This is a genomic window from Neisseria perflava (assembly GCF_024170405.1).
In the GTDB taxonomy this organism is placed as follows: domain Bacteria; phylum Pseudomonadota; class Gammaproteobacteria; order Burkholderiales; family Neisseriaceae; genus Neisseria; species Neisseria perflava_B.
In genome coordinates, this window is sequence record NZ_JALJYC010000006.1 from 75,771 (window position 1) to 94,365 (window position 18,595).

General features: G+C 54.5%; 13 protein-coding genes. 5 read left to right on the top strand and 8 right to left on the bottom strand.

The window, feature by feature from the left end; translation table 11 throughout:
• Positions 1-11: 11 nt before the first annotated feature.
• Positions 12-1,460, top strand: a complete 1,449-nt coding sequence (locus J2T37_RS03630) for a PepSY-associated TM helix domain-containing protein (RefSeq protein ID WP_253353830.1) — start codon at positions 12-14, stop codon at positions 1,458-1,460.
• A 101-nt stretch (positions 1,461-1,561) separates the two neighbouring features.
• Here the strand turns inward: J2T37_RS03630 and J2T37_RS03635 are convergent, their stop codons facing one another.
• The gene (locus J2T37_RS03635; protein WP_253353831.1) at positions 1,562-2,716 is read right to left on the bottom strand and encodes an ArgE/DapE family deacylase; all 1,155 of its coding nucleotides are present in this window, start codon (positions 2,714-2,716) and stop codon (positions 1,562-1,564) included.
• 249 nt (positions 2,717-2,965) lie between these two features.
• On the opposite strand from J2T37_RS03635, the gene smc reads away from it, so the two are divergent.
• On the top strand, positions 2,966-6,460 hold the full coding sequence (smc, locus tag J2T37_RS03640; RefSeq protein ID WP_253353832.1) for a chromosome segregation protein SMC: 3,495 nt from the start codon (positions 2,966-2,968) through the stop codon (positions 6,458-6,460).
• Positions 6,461-6,534: 74 nt separating this feature from the next.
• Here the strand turns inward: smc and J2T37_RS03645 are convergent, their stop codons facing one another.
• The 4 genes from J2T37_RS03645 to murI form a co-directional block, all read right to left on the bottom strand.
• On the bottom strand, positions 6,535-11,013 hold the full coding sequence (locus J2T37_RS03645; protein ID WP_253353833.1) for a right-handed parallel beta-helix repeat-containing protein: 4,479 nt from the start codon (positions 11,011-11,013) through the stop codon (positions 6,535-6,537).
• Between the two features lie 346 nt (positions 11,014-11,359).
• Positions 11,360-11,539 (bottom strand): hypothetical protein, encoded by a 180-nt coding sequence (locus J2T37_RS03650; RefSeq protein WP_253353834.1) that lies wholly within the window; start codon positions 11,537-11,539, stop codon positions 11,360-11,362.
• Entirely contained in the window at positions 11,532-11,711 is a 180-nt protein-coding gene (locus J2T37_RS03655) for a hypothetical protein (protein ID WP_253353835.1), read from the bottom strand. Before J2T37_RS03655 ends, J2T37_RS03650 begins: the two co-directional genes overlap by 8 nt.
• 157 nt (positions 11,712-11,868) lie before the next feature.
• The gene (gene murI, locus J2T37_RS03660) at positions 11,869-12,678 is read right to left on the bottom strand and encodes a glutamate racemase (protein WP_301286340.1); all 810 of its coding nucleotides are present in this window, start codon (positions 12,676-12,678) and stop codon (positions 11,869-11,871) included.
• 244 nt (positions 12,679-12,922) lie between these two features.
• On the opposite strand from murI, the gene tsaE reads away from it, so the two are divergent.
• The 3 genes from tsaE (at position 12,923) to J2T37_RS03675 (ending at position 15,296) form a co-directional block, all read left to right on the top strand.
• The gene (tsaE, locus tag J2T37_RS03665; protein ID WP_253353836.1) at positions 12,923-13,393 is read left to right on the top strand and encodes a tRNA (adenosine(37)-N6)-threonylcarbamoyltransferase complex ATPase subunit type 1 TsaE; all 471 of its coding nucleotides are present in this window, start codon (positions 12,923-12,925) and stop codon (positions 13,391-13,393) included.
• Positions 13,381-14,622, top strand: a complete 1,242-nt coding sequence (locus J2T37_RS03670) for an N-acetylmuramoyl-L-alanine amidase (protein WP_253353837.1) — start codon at positions 13,381-13,383, stop codon at positions 14,620-14,622. The genes tsaE and J2T37_RS03670 overlap by 13 nt, the downstream gene beginning before the upstream one ends.
• 182 nt (positions 14,623-14,804) lie before the next feature.
• A complete protein-coding gene (locus J2T37_RS03675; RefSeq protein WP_367398803.1) occupies positions 14,805-15,296 on the top strand; it encodes a phosphatase domain-containing putative toxin in 492 nt (163 codons plus the stop codon).
• 210 nt (positions 15,297-15,506) lie between these two features.
• On the opposite strand, the gene J2T37_RS03680 is transcribed toward J2T37_RS03675, so the two are convergent.
• The 3 genes from J2T37_RS03680 to J2T37_RS03690 all read right to left on the bottom strand — a co-directional run bounded on the left by J2T37_RS03680 (position 15,507) and on the right by J2T37_RS03690 (position 17,963).
• Positions 15,507-16,007 carry a GNAT family N-acetyltransferase gene (locus tag J2T37_RS03680; protein WP_253353838.1) on the bottom strand — a complete coding sequence of 167 codons (501 nt, stop codon included), beginning with the start codon at positions 16,005-16,007 and terminating at the stop codon, positions 15,507-15,509.
• A gap of 24 nt (positions 16,008-16,031) precedes the next feature.
• A complete protein-coding gene (locus tag J2T37_RS03685) occupies positions 16,032-16,565 on the bottom strand; it encodes an isochorismatase family protein (protein ID WP_253353839.1) in 534 nt (177 codons plus the stop codon).
• Between the two features lie 99 nt (positions 16,566-16,664).
• The gene (locus J2T37_RS03690; RefSeq protein ID WP_253353840.1) at positions 16,665-17,963 is read right to left on the bottom strand and encodes a tetratricopeptide repeat protein; all 1,299 of its coding nucleotides are present in this window, start codon (positions 17,961-17,963) and stop codon (positions 16,665-16,667) included.
• Positions 17,964-18,595: the final 632 nt, after the last annotated feature.

Consider the following 18,595-nt stretch of genomic DNA (forward strand, 5'->3'; position numbering starts at 1 on the left):
AACCATTTGCCATGAACACACCCGATTCCGCTTCCCCGCCCGCTTCTGCCAGCCTGAATACCCGCGCCCACCGCCGCTATCTGACTGTTTGGCGCTGGCATTTTTACGCCGGTATTTTTGTGACCCCGTTTCTTATACTGCTCTCGGCCACCGGCCTCGCCATGCTGCTGTTTGCCAACATCAGCGGGCGCGAGGGCGAACGGATTGCCGTAACGCCGCAAGCCGCCGTCCGGCCGCTGTCGGTACAGGCTGAGGCTGCGCGCGCGGCGCTGCATTCCGACACGGCGCAAGTGGTGCAATACATCGCGCCGCGTGCCGACGATATGGTGGCGGTATTCCGCGTTAATGATGGCGGCAAAGCGGTAATGGCGGCGGTCGATCCCTATACCGCCCAAGTCGTCAAAACTTATCCGCGCAACAGCGATTGGTATCATCTGATGGATGAAATCCACAGCGATATTTTGCTGGGCACGTTCGGCGATTTTCTGTTGGAAACCGCCGCTTCGCTGACAATTTTGCTGATTCTGAGCGGCTGGTATCTTTGGTGGCACAAGCAAAGCCGTCAGCAGGGTGGCCTGAATACGCTGAAAGCCATGCTGCTGCCCGCCCTCGGCAAAGGCCGCAACGCCTGGCGCAGTATTCACGGCGCACTTGGCACTTGGGTCTCCTTGATTTTATTGCTGTTTTGCCTATCGGGTATCGCATGGGCGGGTATTTGGGGCGGCAAGGCGGTGCAGGCATGGAGCCAGTTTCCGGCGGGCAAATGGGGTGTGGCACCCAATCCCGAATCGGATGTCGTGACCTACGGCAAACTCTTGAACGACGGCAAAACCAAAGAAGTGCCGTGGGTATTGGAATTAACCCCCATGCCGCAATCGGGTACGACTTTAGGTTCAGACGGCATCAACCCCGATGAGCCGATGACGCTGGAAACCGTTGACCGCTACGCCCACGAAATCGGCTTCAAAGGCCGCTACCAGCTCAATCTGCCGCAGGGCGAAACCGGCGTGTGGACACTCAGCCAAGACTCGATGAGCTACGACGGCAACAGCCCCTTTATCGACCGCACGGCGCACATCGACCAATACAGCGGCAAGCTCTTGGCCGACATCCGTTATGATGATTACAACACCTTCGGCAAATTTATGGCGGTCAGCATTGCGCTGCATATGGGCATGCTCGGCTGGTGGAGTGTGGCGGCAAATGTGGTATTTTGTTTGGCAGTCATCCTTATCTGCGTCAGCGGCTGGGTAATGTGGTGGAAACGCCGCCCCAGCGCTGCCGTCGGCCTTGTTCCGCCCGCGCAAAAGCTCAACCTGCCGCCGTTTTGGGCGATGGCGCTGCCGCTTTTGGCAGTGGCGGTGGTTTTCCCGACGGCAATCATGGCGATTTTGGCGGTGTGGCTGCTGGACAAACTGATTATTTCCCGTATTCCGGCCTTGTCGCACTGGTTTAAATAAAATAAAGGCAAAAAGGCCGTCTGAACAGGCGTTACAGAAATCTACGATTTCGTTTTAACGCCTGTTCAGACGGCCTTTGCTTTTACGCTTTAAAACAACCCTTAATCCTGAGTCAATCCGATAATCAAATCCTGATAAAAATCAGAGAATTTCAGGTAGTTTTCTTTCCAAACATACTCGTTGGCCTTGTGCGCCATAAAGGTTTCGCCCGGGCCGAACATCATAAATGGGAAGTCTTTACCCTTGCCGCGCAGCAGGTTGGAAGCGTCGGTCACCCCAGTCGAGCCTTGGATGGTCACGTCTTTGCCGAAATATTTTTTCGACAATTCGATGGTCAAATCCACCATTTTCGATTTGCCGGTGGTAAAGACCGACGGCAGCGACATGGTCACTTCCACTTGGATTTGCGAACCGCGCTCGGCGTTGTATTTAGCCGCCAAATCTTGGAAGATTTGGATAACTTCGTCGTTGTCAAACTCAGGAATGGTGCGGCAGTTGATTTGCGCCACGGCTTTGTCGGGAATAGAGTTGACCTGAGTACCGCCCTCGATGATGGTGGTGGACATTACCAAACGGCCGAGAATTTCGTTGCTGCGAGTGTCGCCGTTGCAGATTTTATCTACTTCCAACAAATAGGCCATCAACGGATTGATGGCGTTGTAGCCCTTGTCCGGCATGGAGGAGTGCGCAGCCACGCCGAGCGAGGTGATTTTGAAGTTGAGCGAACCTTTGTGAGAATAAATAATCACGTCGCACGACGGCTCGGCTACCCACAGGCATTCCACGTCCTGCATATAGCCTTCTTCATACAGTTTTTTCGAACCGGCCGCGCCGACTTCCTCGCCGGTGGTCGCCATAAACTTAACCGTGCCTTTGGGCAGGGTATTGTTTTCTTTCAATTCAATCAAGGCGATGGCCAAATCCAACAAGCCGGCTTTCATGTCGTTGGTGCCGCGACCGAAGAGTTTGCCGTCTTTTTCCACCAGCTCGAAAGGATCGGTGTCCCAGTCGTCCAGATTGCCCGGCGACACCACGTCCATATGGCCGGAAATGCCGATAACGGGTTTGCCCGAACCGATTTGCGCCACCAGATTGACACGTTTTTCGGTAACCGGAATGATTTGTGAATCAATGCCATATTGCGCAAACAGTTTTTTCAAATACTCGGCAACTTCGATTTCATTGTCGTTGACCGACTTCATCGCCACCAAGTCTTTCAATAAATCCAGCTTCTCTTGCTCGGTAAATTTTTTCATTGTCACACTCCTTTTGTTAATATCTTTATATTAACGGCGACTACACCGAATTTCAAACCATACACCCTGATTCACGTCAACAAAGCGGCGTTTAGGCCGTATGAAAAATTGAAATCGAATAATCGGCGCAGATAGCAGTCACAGAAACAGACAACGCTGGGCAGCGCTTTTTTCAGACGGCCTTTTCCGCCCGCCGCCGCGCAATTTCCGTTAAAATACGCTTCTTTTGTTTTCCCACCGCCCTGCCCCATGCGCCTGACCCATATCAAACTTTCCGGCTTCAAATCCTTTACCGACCCGACCACCATCCATGTGCCCGGCCAGTTGGTGGCTGTTATCGGCCCCAACGGGTGCGGCAAATCGAATGTGATTGACGCGGTGCGCTGGGTGTTGGGCGAAGCCTCGGCCAAGCAGTTGCGCGGCGAGAGTATGCAGGACGTGATTTTCAACGGCGCCGCCACCCGCCGCCCCGCGCCGCGTGCGTCGGTGGAATTGGTGTTTGACAACAGCGACCACGGCTTGCAGGGCGCGTGGGGGCAGTATGCCGAGGTCAGCATCAAGCGCCAGCTCACGCGGCAGGGCGAATCGACTTATTTCATCAATAATCAAGTCGTCCGCCGACGCGACATCACCGATTTGTTTTTGGGCACGGGCGTGGGTGCGCGCGGTTATGCCGTCATCGAGCAGGGCATGATTTCGCGCATTATCGAAGCGCGGCCGGAAGAATTGCGCGCCTATATCGAAGAGGCGGCGGGCGTGTCCAAATACAAAGAGCGGCGCCGTGAAACCGAAGGCCGTCTGAAAGACACCCGCGAGCATTTGCAGCGTTTGGCCGATTTGCAGAGCGAGCTGGCGCGGCAGGTGGAAAAGCTGGAAAAGCAGGCCGAAACCGCCGAGCGTTACCAGAATCTGACCCGCCAACTCAACCAGCAGCAGGATTTGCTCGATTACAGCCAGTGGCAACATTCTTTGAACACCGCCGACAAAGCCACCGCGCAACACCAATCCTTACAAGCGCAGCAGGACAAAACCGCCGCGCAGGTGCAGGCGCTGGGCGATGAGATTCATGCGCTTCAGGCGGCGGAGCAGGCGCAGCAGCAAAGCGTACACGATTTGGGCAACCGGCGCGGCGTATTGCGCGAGCAGATTGCGCGCTTGGAAGAGCAAATGCGTCATCAGCGCAACCTGAGCCAGCGCATCGAGCGCGACCGTCAGGCGGCGCAGGCGCAGTTGCAGCGTATCCATCAGGAGCAGCAGCAGTTGCGCAGCCAGCTGGACGACAAGGCCGGCGAAATCGAAGACAAACAAATCGAGCTGGCGGAGCTGGCCATGCAGGTGGCCGAGCATGAAGAGCGTCTGCCCGAATTGGAAGAAGCGCAAAGCAGCCTGAATACCGCGTTCCAAATCCAGCAGGACGAAAGCGGCCGTCTGAAGCGCGAATTGGCTTTGAAACAGCAGCAGCTTGCCCATGCCCAACAAAGCGCGCAGCAAAACCAAGCGCGGCAAGGCCGTCTGAAACAGGAAAGCCAAGCACTGAACCTGCCCGACGACGCCGACACCGCCGCCGCGCAGGAGCAGGCCGAATTGTTACAAACCCAACAAGCGCACTACGAAGAGCGGATTGCAGCCGCCGAAGCGCAGCTTACCGAAGCACGGCAGGCGTTTCAGACGGCCTCCGAGCGTTTCCAAACCTTGCAGCAGCAACACATCACCCTGACCGCGCAGCAGCAGGCCTTGGCGCAGATTTTGTCGGCGCAGCAGCCGTCTGACGGTTTTTGGCACGATACGGATTGTGAAAACGCGCCGCAGCTGTGGCAGCACATCACCGTGCCGCAGGAATGGCAGCACGCGCTGGGCATTATCTTGGCCGAACGGCTGCACGCCCGCGCCGTGCCCGCCGGTTTTACCCCGCCTCATCCCTTGCCGCAAGGCCGCGCCGCCTGGCTCGACGAAAAACTCAGCGGCGGCGTGAAAAAATCCCTGCCCGCGCAAGCCCTGCTCAACCAAATCCACGCGCAGCCACCGTTTCAGACGGCCTTGCACCACTGGCTCGACGGCATATTATGCGCCCCGAATCTGGATTACGCGCTGGCGCACCAAGCCGATTTGAACGGCGGCCAAATCTGGCTCACGCCCGAAGGCCACCAAATCGACAAAGTCGGCGTGTTGCTCTACGCCGAAGCCGCGCAGGAAAGTTTAATCGCACAAAAAACCCGTTTGGACAATCTGTCCGCCGAACTCGCCGCGCTCACGCCCGAGCTGGCCACCGCCGTGCAGGCGCGCGACCTTGCCCGCGCCGCGCAGGAAGCCGCCGAAAGCCATCAGCGCAACCTGTTGCAACAGCAAAAACAACACGCGCAGCAATACCATCAGGCGCAACAACGCGCCGCCGAGCTTTTATTGCGCACCAATCAAGGTCAAATCCGCCGCGAACACATCGCGCAGGAATTGGCTCAATTAGAAGAAGAGCACATCATTCTCGAGCAATCTTCAGACGGCCTCGAAGACGACATCGCCACGCTGACCGAAGCCGCCGCCGAATTGGAGCACCAGCAGCAAAGCAGCGCAGCCGACCGCCAAGCGCAGCAAGGCCGTCTGAAACAGGCGCAACTGGCGCTGTTGGAAGCCAACCGCCGCTACGGTTTGGCAGAAGTGGCCGTACACAAACTGCAACAGCAACAGCAGCATTTTCAGCAGCAAATCGACCAACTCGAGCAGCAAACGCTGGACTGGCAGGAGCGTCAGCAGGAATTGGCCTTGGCCTATGAAAGCGAAGCCGAAAGCGACGAGCAGCATATCCAATTGGAAGAGCTGACCGAATCGGTAGTGCTGCTTGACGAACAATATCTTGAATTGCAAGAGCAGCTCAACCAAACCCAAGCGCAGGGGCGCGAGCAATACGCCCGCCAGCAAACTTTGCAGGCCAAACTGCCGCAGCTGCAAGCCGCCACGCAAACCGCGCTGTTGCAGCAGCAGGAAGCGCTGATTAACGCCAAGCGTTTCCACCAAAACCTGAGCGAACGCCATGCCGATTTGGACGCGCTGGCAGAGCTGGCGCAGGAGGCAGGCCGTCTGAACGTATTAAACAGCAACATCGGCAGCCTGAGCGCGCAAATCCAAGCCTTAGGCGCAGTCAACCTCGCCGCCCTGCAGGAATTGGAAGAAGCGCGCGAACGCGACGGCTATTACCGCAACCAGAGCGAAGACGTGCAGGCCGCGATTGATTTGTTGGAAGAAGCCATCGCGCAAATCGACGACAAAACCAAAGCGCGTTTCAAAGAAACCTTCAGCGCCGTCAACGAAAAAGTGCAAACCTTCTTCCCCACCCTCTTCGGCGGCGGCGAAGCCACGCTGAAAATGATAGGCGATGATTTGCTCACCGCCGGCGTGTCCATCATGGCGCGGCCGCCCGGTAAGAAAAATTCCACCATCCACCTGCTCTCCGGCGGCGAAAAAGCGCTGACCGCCATGAGCTTGGTGTTTGCCCTCTTCAGCCTCAACCCCGCGCCCTTCTGCCTCTTGGACGAAGTGGACGCGCCGCTGGACGACGCAAACACCTCGCGTTTTTGCAATCTGGTCAAAGAGATGAGTGCGCAAACGCAGTTCCTCTACATCTCGCACAACCGCCTGACCATGGAAATGGCCGAACAGCTCGTCGGCGTGACCATGCAGGAAAAAGGCGTGTCGCGGATTGTGGCGGTGGACATCCAACAGGCGCTGCAAATGGCCGAACCGTCAGCTTAACCGTTCGCCAAAACAAAGGCCGTCTGAAAAATCACAATGGATTTTTCAGACGGCCTTTTTTGCCTATCAAACACTTACCCCAATACGCTTATGCTCTCGGTCGTATTATCTGCGACGGTCACGATATTACTGCTGGCCAGCGCGGCATAGACGGCATTGTTGGCGGCGGTTACGGTGTCGCTGACGTTGGACAAGACTTCCTCCAATGTCAAATCCGTGCCGAGGGTGTTGACGCTGGTTAAATCGTCTCCGTTGTGGGTATTGCCGTCGGCATACACTTCCGCGTCGGTATAGCGCAGCCAGGTTGCATACAGCTTGGTCAAATCAGTGTTGATGGTATTGTTGGCAACATAGGCATCGACTTCATCTGTGCCATCGCCCGTGCCGGACACCACCACCAAGCCGTCCCGCAGCGTGGCGTAGAGGTTTAAGGTGTTGTTGGTCACGTTGTATTCTTCCGCATTGCCAATCAGGTAGGCAAATTCGGCATAGCCGTTGGCTGCTTCGGTGATGGTTAAAGTGTTGCTGTCGATGGTTACCGAGCCGTGCAAGGCGATGTCGTCTGAGTTTCTTTCCTCTACATACACTGCCACTGCGCCGCTGGCGATGGTGCCGATGGTCATTTCATTGCCGCTGATGTTAATCGTGCCCGAACCGATACCGTCTTCACCCGTAGTTTTATCTTGCGTGTCGTTAATCACGGCAATCAGGTATTTGGTCGAATCGCCGCTGATAACGTTGCCGGTAATGTTCAGGGTGTAATCCATCGAAGTTTCATGATTGCGGAACTCAATAGCATAGGTTTGGATATTATTGTCATACAGCGTCAGGTTATTGATGGTATTGTTGCTGATTTCAAAATAACCTGTGTCGGCCGTGTGCAAATCCTGAAATTGGGTATTGGTTTGCACTTGGATGGCTGAATACATATGGTAAACATAGCCGTCGTTGTCATCGGTTTCCAAACGGAAGGTTTCGTCTTGGGTAATCGTGTTGCCGGTAATGATAACGTTATCCATGGAAAACTGACGGTTATACACGGCAATACCGTATAAGCGGTCGCCGTTAAGCGTGTTGTTTTCAATCAGGATATCGGTACCGTCGTGTACGTCCAAGCCCTTGCGGTAGTTGTGGTCGGTGGTGTTCTCCCGATAGGTAATGCCGTAGTTGTAGCTGCCGGCCATGGTGGTAATGCCGTAGCCGGTACCGCCATCGGCCTCGTGTCCGTTCCAAGCCAGATAGTTGCCCTCAGCCACAAAATTCTGCTGATAAGCCACCATCGCACCGGCCACGCGGTTGTTGTGCAGATAGCAGTCTTCCAAACGGTTGTTTTCGCCCAAAGGCAAATCTTCGTAGGTCTCGTCGATTTCGCCGCTTCTGACCCGCGCTTTATAGGTCGAACTACTGCCCTCTTCCTTGGTCAGCGCGTCGGTTGAGGTAAAGAACACCCCTGCGCGGTTGGCACCCGATACTTCTACTTTGCTGATTAAGGTATTGTCGGCATCATTGACCAAAATACCGCACACTTTGCCGAAATAGCTTTCGCCTTCGCGGTAGAAATCATCGTTGGTGTATTCAACGGATAGAGACGCAATGGTTTTGTTGCTTTGTCCGTCAATCAGAATACCAGCATATTCGCGGATATCGTCTTCATTGGTGTTGGAATTGAAGACTCCGTCCTGATCCCAGTCAAACTGGATGATGGTTTCGCCCATACCCGCACCAAAAATACCCTGCACGCCGGATACGGAATCATCAATCACAATCTGTTGGGAAATGTAATACGTGCCGCTGCCCAGATACAGCATGACGCCTTCCAAATGCGCCGCTTCCAACGCCGCCTGAATCGCTGCCCAGCTGTCGGTCTGTCCGGTCGGGTCTGCGCCGAAATCTTCAACGCTGATGTAATCGCCATATTCATCGGAAGAATAAATCCGGTAGCCGTAAGTGCCCAAGCGGTAGGTTTGCTCGCTTGCCGCCGAATCGGTTGATTCCGTTTCCGTATCCGAACCGGAGGTTTGTTCTGCAACCGTTTGGCCGTCTGAAACGGTGCTGCCACCCTCAACGCTTTCTTCGGCAAGCTGGGTTGCTTCCGCCTCTGTTTCGGCTTCTGCGGCTTCGCTATCAGATTCACTGGCGGCGTTTTCCCCGCTGCTGTCCGATTCAGCCGATTCACTGGCGCTGCTGTCGGTATCTACCGTTTCCGATATTTCCTGCTCGGTAGAAGTCTCGTCGGACGTCGTTTCCTCTACGGCGGTTTCTTCCGTTAAAGCCTGTTCCGCCGTATTGTCAGCCTCTTGATTTTCCGTTGTCTCAGCCGTCGCCTCGGAGCTTGTATCGGTTTCAACATCAGAATCGACAAGAGCCGCTGCCGCGATATTTTTATCGTTTTCCCAATCCGCTGTATCTTCTGCGGTTTCGCTTTGCTCAACCTCTTCCGCCGTCGCGTCCGATTCCTCCGCCGTTGCCGTTTCAGCAGACTCCTGCGCAGATTCGGTATCGGTATCGGTATCAGTATCAGATGTGACCTCCGTAACCGTTTCCGTATCCACACTTGCCGCTGCACCGATATTCTTATCCGCCTCCCGTTCTGCCGTGTCTTCGACAGTCTCGCTTTGTTCAACCTCTTCCGTAACGGTTTCTTTAGACTGCTCCTCTTCGGCAGCAGCAGTTTCAGCCGTGTCTGCCGTCTGCTCGGCTTCTTCTTCAGACGTTTCCGCCATTTCCGAATCATCCGCCGCTGTTTCTTCAAGCGTTTCTACTGCTGCGTCATCGGCAACCGTTTCATTTTGCTCGACATCTTCGCTAGCGGCTTCTACTACTTGCTCTTCGTCAGCCACAGCAGTTTCAGCCGTGTCTGCCGTCCGCTCAGCTTCCTCGTCAGATGTTTCCGCCATTTCCGAATCAGCCGTCGCAGTTTCTTCAAGCGTTTCTACTGTTGCCGCATTCTCGGCAACCGATTCATTTTGCTCACTATCTTCGCTAACGGTTTCTGTTACCTGCTCTTCATCAGCCACAACGGTTTCAACTGTTTCCTCCGTGTCCGCAGTCTGCTCGACTTCCTCGTCAGATGTTTCCGCCGTTACCAAATCATCCGCCGCAGTTTCCTCAAGCGTTTCTACTGCTGCCGCATTCTCGGCAACCGATTCATTTTGCTCACTATCTTCTCTAACGGTTCCTGTTACCTGCTCTTCGTCAGCCACAACGGTTTCAGCTGTTTCCTCCGTGTCCGCAGTCTGCTCGACTTCCTCGTCAGATGTTTCCGCCGTTTCCGAATCAGCCGTCGCAGTTTCTTCAAGCGTTTCTACTGCTGCCGCATTCTCGGCAACCGATTCATTTTGCTCGGCATCTTCGCTAACGGTTTCTTCTGCTTGCTCTTCGTCAGCCACAGCAGTTTCAGCCGTGTCTGCCGTTTGCTCGGCTTCTTCGTCAGATGTTTCCGCCGTTACCGAATTATCCTCCGCAGTTTCTTCAAGCGTTTCTACTGCTGCCGTATTTTCGGCAACCGCTTCATTTTGCTCGACATCTTCGCTAACAGCTTCTTCTGCTTGCTCTTCGTCAGCCGCAACGGTTTCAGCTGTTTCCTCCGTATCCGCAGTCTGCTCGACTTCCTCGTCAGATGTTTCCGCCGTTTCCGAATCAGCCGTCGCAGTTTCTTCAAGCGTTTCTACTGCTGCCGTATTTTCGGCAACCGCTTCATTTTGCTCGACATCTTCGCTAACAGCTTCTTCTGCTTGCTCTTCGTCAGCCGCAACGGTTTCAGCTGTTTCCTCCGTATCCGCAGTCTGCTCGACTTCCTCGTCAGATGTTTCCGCCGTTTCCGAATCAGCCGTCGCAGTTTCTTCAAGCGTTTCTACTGTTGCCGCATTCTCAGCAACCGCTTCATTTTGCTCGACATCTTCGCTAACGGTTTCTGTTACTTGCTCCTCGTCAGCCGCAACGGTTTCAACCGTCTGCGCGGCGGTCGTTTCCACCTGCTGCGTATCGGCGGCAGATGTTTCCGTCGAGGCGCTGCTCGCCTGCGCGGTGTCAGTTGAAACCCGCTCGGCGTCCGCAGCAGTATTTTCTACGGAATCGGCATGACCCGAACCGCCGCCCCCGCCTCCGGCCGCAGCAAGTGCACCCAAAGGCAGCAGGGTCAGCAACCATAATGGATTGGGGAGAGAAGAAGCGCCGTCAGTCTGCTGAACATCCGTATCCGTGTTACTGCGGACAAATTCCTCCGCCAGCAAGCTGTCGTTTGCGGCGGCAGGCATCCACGGTTCGGGCACATACGGGTAAACATAAGACTCTTCAACCAGCTCATAGCCCGGTTGTAAGTTCTCACCCTCGGTGTCCAACGGGTCTTCATTCTCGGATTTTGCGGAAAGCTCCGGATAGAAAATTAAATCTTCTTGGATAAATTTATTGAAATCAAAATCATGTCTCCCAGTTTTACCGCTGCCGTCTGAAAATTTATTATTGCCTCGCTCCTGTTGCGGATTGGGCTGCGTATGATTGGCGGCGGTTTGATTGAAAATAGTACGGTTTTGTAATTTTGTCGTTTCAGGCATCCTTTAAAATCCTATTACTGCTTAGGCTGACTATCATTACGGTTAATTAATACCGAGATATTCCTATCTCTTTTTTATTTTCAAACATGAAAACCGATTCGGTTACAGTTAGATTGGATTAATTTATGTGCTGATAGTTCGGCTGTTTTGAAAATTAATTTACATACTTAGACAATTCAACTTAAAAAAATCCAACTAATGTTGTTGGATTCTTAACGATATTATGATTATAGTTATGATAACTAACAATAGTTATATATAACAAAAGCATAAAAGGCCGTCTGAAACCTGAGTAGATTTCAGACGGCCTTTTATGCAATTATCTATTTTAATAAATTATTTCACCCTATCGGTTACCTGATGGCTCTTGAACCGATTTCGGACGCGGTTGCACTTTTTGCGGTTGGCGCTGCGGCTGTTGCTGCTCTTTGGCTTTACGCTGCTCCGCATCGCGTTTGCGCTTTTGTTCGCGAATCATTTGGCGGCTTTCGCGGGTACGGCGCATTTTTTCCAGCTTATCAGACATTTTTTTTGCTGAGGCTGGTGTCGTTAGCCGCCAGCATATGCGCAGTATCGGTATCACTCAAGCTTACCGGCGCGACTTGAAACGGTTCGCTGCCGGATGGCGGCTCGGCATGGGCGAGCGGTGCGGCAAAAAGAGCAGTGGTTAAAACAGTCAGGCAGATTTGATGTTTCATGGCAGATTCCTCCATTTGAGAAAGATGGCAGAGGCAGTTTTTTGCTTACGGTTTATCATACGCACTCTGCAAGGCTTTTGCATGCGCTTTTTTGCCTGAAAGTGTATGTAATCAAAAGGCCGTCTGAATCCGTATTCAGACGGCCTTTGTCCATTTTTTATCCCAGTTGCACCATTTCAATCTGATCCATGCTGCGACCTAAAAAACGCTCACCGATGGTGCGGAAACGCAGCGGAATATCGCTGACGTAAAAGCGGTAATCGGGCGCGGCGTTTTCCGTGTTTAACAAATCTGCGGCAGCCAAGGCTTTGGCGGTGGCTTCGGCGGTGGTGATGGCGGAATCTACCAGCGTCACGCCCGGGGCTTCGCGGCTGATTAAGGGCTTGAGCAGCGGGAAATGGGTGCAGCCCAGCACCAGCGTATCAATGCCGTCCACCAGCAGCGGCTTGAGGTATTCGCGCGCGGTCAGGCGGGTAACTTCGTGGTCGAGCCAGCCTTCTTCCACCAGCGGCACCAACAGCGGCGCGGCTTGGGTGCGCACCAGCGTATCGGGGTTTTGGCTGTGGATGGCACGGGCGTAAGCATTGCTGTTGACCGTGGTATTGGTGGCGATGATACCGATTTTGTTGTTGCGGGTGGTCGCCAGCGCTGCTTCTGCGCCGGCGCTGATGACATCCAATACCGGCATATTGCCCGCTTTTTGACGGATTTTCGCACCGGCAGTAGCGGCGATGGTATTGCACGCAATTACCAGCGCCTTGACATCGTGTTCCAACAGAAAATCCACAATCTGCATGGAAAAGGTTTCGATGGTGGAACGCGATTTGGTGCCGTAGGGCACGCGGGCGGTGTCGCCAAAATAAACGATGTTTTCCATCGGCAGGCGCTCCATCAGGGCGCGCACATTGGTCAGACCGCCGACGCCGGAATCGAATACCCCGATGGGGTGTTGTTTGCTGGTGCTCATGATGTCGTGAAAAGAAATGAAAGGATGGGCGCATTTTACCCTTTTCAGACGGCATTTAGAACCTCAGGCCGTCTGAAGCCGCTGCGCCCGCCTGATTCGCCCAACGGGAATCCAATCGGCTTAAATCCTGATACCTATGGCTTTTAAGCGCCAATCTTTATGCGATTTTAAACTCGCCAAGGTTTTCAAACCCGGCCGATTCCCGCATAATTAAGACTTTTCTTATCACAACAAGGCCTGTTTTATGAATGACGGCGCAACCGTTTCCCGTTTTTTACCCGATGAAGACGCCACTCTGCAACTGGGCGCAAGCTGGGCAAAATCGCTGACTGCGCCGTTGGTGGTGTATCTGCAAGGCGACTTGGGCGCAGGCAAAACCACGTTTACGCGCGGCCTACTGCGCGGCTTGAGACACAGCGGCGCGGTCAAAAGCCCGACTTACGCCATTGTCGAATCCTATCCCTTGGCGGATTTCACGCTGCACCATTTCGACCTCTACCGCTTCGCCTCTCCCGAAGAATGGGAAGACGCAGGCTTGGACGATTTGTTTGCCGACAACTGCGTGTCCCTCATCGAATGGCCGCAGCAGGGCGGCGGCTTTACCCCCGCCGCCGACATCACCGTTTCATTAAACCACTCCGAACACGGCCGAAACGCCACCGTTTCCGCCCACACTACCCGAGGCCGACAAAATTTAGAAGCATGGTTAAACTGACAAGACGGCAAATCGTCCGCCAAGCGGCCGGTTTGTTTTTTACCCTGACCCCGATTTCCGCCGCCATCGCCAAAGCAGCCGCCCCTGCGCAATTTACCGCCGTGCGCATTTGGCCTGCGCACGCCTATACCCGCGTAACAGTGGAAAGTACGCGCAATCTGCGCTACCAGCATTTCACGCTGGAAAACCCCAACCGCTTGGTGATTGACATTCAAAATGCCAACATCAACCAAGTATTGCAGGGCATTTCCGGCAAAGTGCTGCCCAACGACCCCTTTATCCGCAGTATACGCGCGGGGCAGTATACGCCGACCACCGTGCGCATTGTGATTGATTTGAAACAAAGCGTGCACCCGCAGGTCTTCGCGCTCGAACCGGTGGGCGGCTTCAAACACCGCTTGGTAATGGACTTGTATCCGCAGGGCGTGGACACCAACGACCCGATGATGGCGCTGCTCAACGGTACGCTCGATCCGCAACCGGCGCGGCGTTCGCCCCAAGTGGCGCAAGCGCCCGTCAGCACCACCACTTCCGGCGGACGGCGCACACCGATTGTCGTGCTCGATCCCGGTCACGGCGGCGAAGACCCGGGCGCCATCGGCCCGAGCGGTTTGCGCGAAAAAGACGTGGTATTATCCGTTTCCCGCGAAGCAAAAAAACGCTTAGAAGCAATGGGTTATACCGTTTACATGACCCGCAACGAAGATGTGTTTATCCCGCTCAATGTGCGCGTGGCCAAAGCGCGGGCGCGTAAGGCCGACGTATTCGTGTCGGTACATGCCGACGCATTTACCAGCCCCAGCGCGCGTGGCACGGGCGTGTATGTGCTCAACCTGCGCGGTGCTTCCAGCGCGGCGGCGAAATTTCTGGCGCAAACGCAAAACAACGCCGACGCCATCGGCGGCGTGCGCACCAGCGGCAACCGCCATGTGGATAACGCCATTCTCGACATGACCCAAACCGCCACCATGCGCGACAGCCGCAAGCTCGGCCAATCGGTGTTAAACGAATTGAGCAAGCTCAACCAGCTGCACAAAGGCCGCGTCGATGACGCCAACTTCGCCGTTTTGCGTGCGCCGGACATTCCGTCGATTTTGGTGGAAACCGCGTTTATTTCCAACCCGACCGAAGAGCGCCTGCTTGCCAGCACCTCCTTCCGCCAGCAATGCGCCCAGTCGATTTGCACCGGCATTCAAAAATATTTGAATACGGCGGTCTTGCACCGTTAAGCAATAAACAGCCAAGCTAAAGGCCGTCTGAAACCGATATTTTCAGACGGCCTTTCGTTCAAACCCAATTATGCAACCGATAAAGGACACGCCGTGCGCCTGATGATGACCGCCCTACTCGCCCTGCCCTTGGCTGCCTGCTCCGCTCTGCCGCCGAATCATCCGCCCGCCGCCTCCGGCCGTTGGGCAACACCGCTCAAGCAAGACGCCAATCTCTTCCGTATCGACGACAAACTCTACCGCGCGAGCAGCCAATTGCCGACGATGTCGCCGCCATCCGACAGCTCGGCATTCAAAGCGTTATCAACCTGCGCTATTTCGACCGCAACGACGACCGCCAACACCTCGGCGGTTTGGGCTTAAACCTGATTAACCAACCGCTCAAATCCTGGTACATCACGCCCAAACACATCGCCCAAACGCTCTATCTTATCGAAAAAGCGCAGCAACACGGCGCGGTACTTATCCACTGCTACCACGGCGCCGACCGCACCGGCCTGATTGCGGGGATGTACCGCATTGTTTATCAGGGCTGGACGGTCGAAGCCGCCAAACAGGAAATGATACACGGCTCTTACGGTTATCACAGCATTTGGAAAAACATCGCCAATCTGTTTAACGAAGAAACCGTAGCACAGGTAAAAGCGCATTTGGCAGCGTTGCGCCAGCCGTGAGCTTGCCTAATATGGTGCAGTAAAAAATCAAACTGCGTAAGTTGGGATGAAATCCCAACAAACTCTTTGGTAAATGTTGGGTTGATAACCCAACCTACCCCGTGCTGCCGGTTTGGTTTCTCATTCATTTCACTATATAAATAAAATGCCGTCTGAAAACATTTTCAGACGGCATTTTGCCACCTTATCCGTTCATCACATAATCAAAACTCAATCCACCACCCTTTTCCCCAAAATCACAATATCTGCCAACGTGCCGTCCAAATCGCACACTTGTGGCAGGCGTCCCCATTCTTGGAAACCGAAGTTGTGAAACAGGCGCAGGCTGGCGTGGTTGTGGCCGAAAATCACGCCCAAAATATTGCGTATGCCCAAAGACGGCGCACGCTCCAGCATGTCTTGCAACAGAATCTTGCCCACACCCACCCCGCGCATGTCGCGGCGCACGTAAATGCTGATTTCCGCGCTGATGTGGTAGGCTTGGCGCGGGTAATAATCGCTGAAACTGCCCCAGCCCATCACTTCACCCGCCGCGTTTTTCAACACCAAAAGCGGCCGCGTGCCGCCGTGTGCGTCAAACCACGGCTGGCGCTCGGCCACGCTGACCGGCGCAAGATCGGCGGTGGATTGGCGCGTGGCCACGGTGCTGTTGTAAATTTCGACAATGGCGGGCAAATCGCCGGGTGTGGCTTCGCTAATGGTGTATTGCATTTTTCAGACGGCCTTGTATGAGAACTATTGAATCAGCTTGGAAATGGTTTTAAACGCCGGATGTTTGGCGTCGCCCAATAATTGGAACAACACGCTTTCGCTGTTGGACACCACCGCGCCCAATTCGCGCATTTGCTGCAAGGCATTGCGCTTGTTGTCGGGCTGGCGCGAGGCGGTGCAGTCAAACGGCACGACGACATTCCAGTCCTTGCTGCGCAAATCGGCCACGCTTTGCAGCATGCAGATATGCGCTTCCGCGCCGATTAAAATCACGTTTTGGATACGATTTTCCGACAAATAAGCCTCAACTTCGGGCAACGCCGCCGAAAAGCGCGTTTTTTCAAATACCGTCGCGTTATCCAGCAATAATTGCAGCCCCGCCACGGTTTTGCCCAAGCCTTTCGGATATTGCTCGGTTACCAAAAGCGGCACGCCCAACGCCTTCAAGCCCTGCACCACAATGCGGCTGCGCTCGACCAGCTTGTCCGCCTCGTGCAAAGCGGGCAGCAGGCGCTCTTGAATATCGACGACGATACAAACAGTATTTTCGGGTTGCATGGTTTACTCCTTTTTTCAGACGGCCTTGCATTATTTTAAAAGCTTGCAGACCGTCTGAAAAGCCGCAAAAAAGCGGATACGCCTGTATCCGCTCGATTTTTATTTTACTTTATCCACCGTTACCCGTGTCAGATTGCGCGCAAAGCCGCGCGCATAGCGGTACGGCACTTTTACCGCCAGCTTGCCGCCCTGCACCGGCAGCGTGTATTCGCACACCAAGCGCTCCTCATCGGCCACGTTTTCCGAAAAATCCGGATTCATCAGCGGCAGGATTTTGGTATATAAGCGCCACACCATAGGCGTACCGTCCGGCACGCCCGCCAGCTCCGCCGTGGCCGTGGTACGCGCTTCATCGCAGCCGACATGGTAGCTGTCGTAATCAAACGTCTGGCTGTTGGGGAAATCCGTCGCATCGTAAAAGCCGAACAAGCGGTCGTGCGCGCGCAGGCTTTGCTTGATATACGGCCAAATATTGCTGCGCAGGAAATATTGGTCGGCAAAATGGCGCGATTCCACCTTGCCGCTTAAGAATTTCTCGATTTTGCCGCGCATATCCGGCACCGCACCGGCCACCGCGCCCCACAAACCGGCCAACACCAGCTCGGTATGCGAACCCGAATCGCGCATGGTGTGGAACAATTTACCGCTCGCCAACCATTCGTTTACCGCGCCCGCCTCGCGCTGCGACACTACCGAGTCGGCATCGCGGAACACCACATAGGCCGCTTCCGGGTCGTTAATCGCCAAAAAGCGCCACATCGTCCCCGGCCAGCTTTTCGCCGCCTCATCCACCAGCACCACTTCCGCGCCGTATTGCTTCAAACGGTCAGTAGTATAGGCCGGCACACTGTCGTCCACATAGAAGCGGCACACCCAATCCGGATAAATATCCTTGCTGATTTGCGCATTCATCACCGCCGGTTCGCAATATTCCGGACGGCCGCCGAAGAGCGAGAAAGAAATAATCTTCTTGCCGCCCGCTTTGGGCTGCACATCGGGCAGTTCGGGCAATGCGCCGCTGCCATACAATTCATCGCGCAGCTGCAAAGCCTTCAAACCCGCCTTGCCCGCGTTTTCCCAATCGCGCAAACCGCCGTAGCCGTGCGCCATCGCGTCATACAGATTAATCCGCTTCGGCTCGATTTTCGCACCCTGCTTGGCATAGCGGACACCTTCGTCATATTGAGAAGCCAACACCGCCGCCGTCGCCGCGTCGCTCAATACAATCGCCGATTTGGGCGCCAGCTGCACCGCCTTGCGGATTTCCAGCAAAGCCTCGGCATTGCGCCCCTGCGCCATCAACTGACGGAAGACATTGCAAATCGTATCCAACTGTTTTTGGGCGTTTTTCATATTGCGCTGCGGCAAACGCTGAAAGGGCATAGGAGCTCGAGCCATTTTAGGATTCCTGTATCAAAGTTAAAAGCAGACGGTATATCAGGCGGAAGATGAACCCGCAAAACGGTCGGATTGCTTGCGCAACAGGCGTAGGGTGGGCATTTATGCCCACGCGGTGACATCGCAAACCATCTACCCGACGCGTTGGTAGCAAGTTGCGTAGGTTGGGTTGCAAACCCAACCTACCCGCCGTTTACATCCAAATCACCGACAATCAAGACCGTTACCGTAAAGACAGCAGTATAACCAAATCAAAGGCCGTCTGAAAGATTGATTTTTCAGACGGCCTTGTGTGGGCGGTATGTATCCATTCGCGCGTGGCATAATAGCGGGTTAGGTTGCAAACCCAACACGATTCAAAGTTTTGTTGGTTTGCAACCTGCCCGCCCCTACGGTTTGCTAAAATCCATATGTAGGGTGCACGCCTAGCGTGCACGCGTTCTATTGGTTCTCACATCATGCTGTCTAAAAACACCAATATTTTTCAGACGGCATAATAAAGCGAAAGCTCAACCAACGCGTGCATGCTGGGGCATGCACCCTTGTATATTGAAATCAATATATCATAGCAACCAAACAGGCTGCCTGCCTCAGAATGCACCCTTGGATCTCCATATCCGTTTCGTAGTATA